This window comes from Streptomyces alkaliphilus, assembly GCF_014141535.1.
GTDB classification, from domain to species: Bacteria; Actinomycetota; Actinomycetes; order Streptomycetales; family Streptomycetaceae; genus Streptomyces; species Streptomyces alkaliphilus.
On record NZ_VKHT01001256.1, the window covers coordinates 1 to 1,222 of the forward strand.

The window sequence follows — 1,222 nt, forward strand, 5'->3', positions numbered from 1 at the left end:
GGTGCGTGCGGGGTCGGTCGACGGCGGTCACCACGACGCCCCCGGGTGGCTGCGGTGCAGGTGCTGCATCTCGGCGAGCATCCGTCCGAACGGCTCGGTGTGCAGGCCCTGCCGGCCGGCGCCGGCGGTCCAGGCGTCCCGGTCGGGGGCGGCCCCGGCGTCGGGGAGCGCCAGGCGCGCCTCCTCCAGGACGCCGCCCACGCGTCGCAGCCAGGCATCCCGGTGGGCGGTGGGGTCGATCAGGCCGGTGGGCAGGCCGTCGATCGGCTCGAACAGTTCGCCGGTGTACCGCCACAGGGCGTCGACGGCGCTCCGCATCCGGCGGGTGCTCTCCCCGGTGCCGTCGCCCAGGCGGACGGTCCAGGTCGCCGCGTGGTCGCGGTGGTAGGCCAGCTCCGGGAGGGCCTTGGCGGCGACGGCGGCGATCGGGGCGAGCCGTGGATGCTCCCGGTCGGCGCCGGCCAGCTCCGCGTACAGCAGTTCGCGGTGCACGGAGAAGTACAGCTGGCGGGCGATGGTGTGGGCGAAGTCGCCGTTGGGCTGCTCGACCAGTTGGAGGTTGCGGAACTCCCGCTCCTCGCGGCGGAAGGCCAGGGCGTCCTCGTCGCCGACGATCGCGTACAGGTTGCGGGCCTGGCCGAGCAGGTCGAGCGCCAGGTTGGCGAGGGCGACCTCCTCCTCGAGCACGGGGGCGTCGCCGGCCCACTCGGTGAGGCGGTGGGAGAGCACCAGGGCGTCGTCGCCCAGGGCGAGGGCGGCGCGCGCGGTCTCCGCGTCCGCCTCCGGCGCGGCGGTCCCGCCGGGCGCGGTGGGCACGGGGGAGGCGTCGAATGTCGAGGTCACAGGTGACGCACCCCCTCGGGGATGTCGTAGAAGGTGGGGTGCCGGTACGGCTTGTCGGCGGCCGGGGCGAAGAAGGGGTCCTTCTCGTCGGGGGAGGAGGCCGTCACGGCGCGGGCCGGGACCACCCAGATGGAGACTCCCTCGCCGCGCCGGGTGTAGAGGTCGCGGGCGTTGCGCAGCGCCATCTCGGCGTCGGGGGCGTGCAGGCTCCCGGCGTGGGTGTGGGACAGGCCGCGCCGGGGGCGGACGAAGACCTCCCACAGCGGCCAGGGCGCGCCGGTGGGGGTTCCGGCGTCCGTCGGTGTTCCGGCGTCCGTCGGTGTTGCGGTGGGCGCGGCGGTCGGCCGGTCCCCGGGGGGCGTGTCGCTCATGCGTGGGC

2 protein-coding genes are annotated in these 1,222 nt (G+C 76.1%); both read right to left on the reverse strand.

The window, feature by feature from the left end; translation table 11 throughout:
• Positions 1-27: 27 nt before the first annotated feature.
• Positions 28-843, reverse strand: a complete 816-nt coding sequence (gene paaC / locus FNQ90_RS23790) for a 1,2-phenylacetyl-CoA epoxidase subunit PaaC (RefSeq protein ID WP_323380148.1) — start codon at positions 841-843, stop codon at positions 28-30.
• Positions 840-1,214 (reverse strand): 1,2-phenylacetyl-CoA epoxidase subunit PaaB, encoded by a 375-nt coding sequence (gene paaB / locus FNQ90_RS23795; protein WP_407699437.1) that lies wholly within the window; start codon positions 1,212-1,214, stop codon positions 840-842. Before paaB ends, paaC begins: the two co-directional genes overlap by 4 nt.
• Positions 1,215-1,222 lie beyond the last annotated feature (8 nt).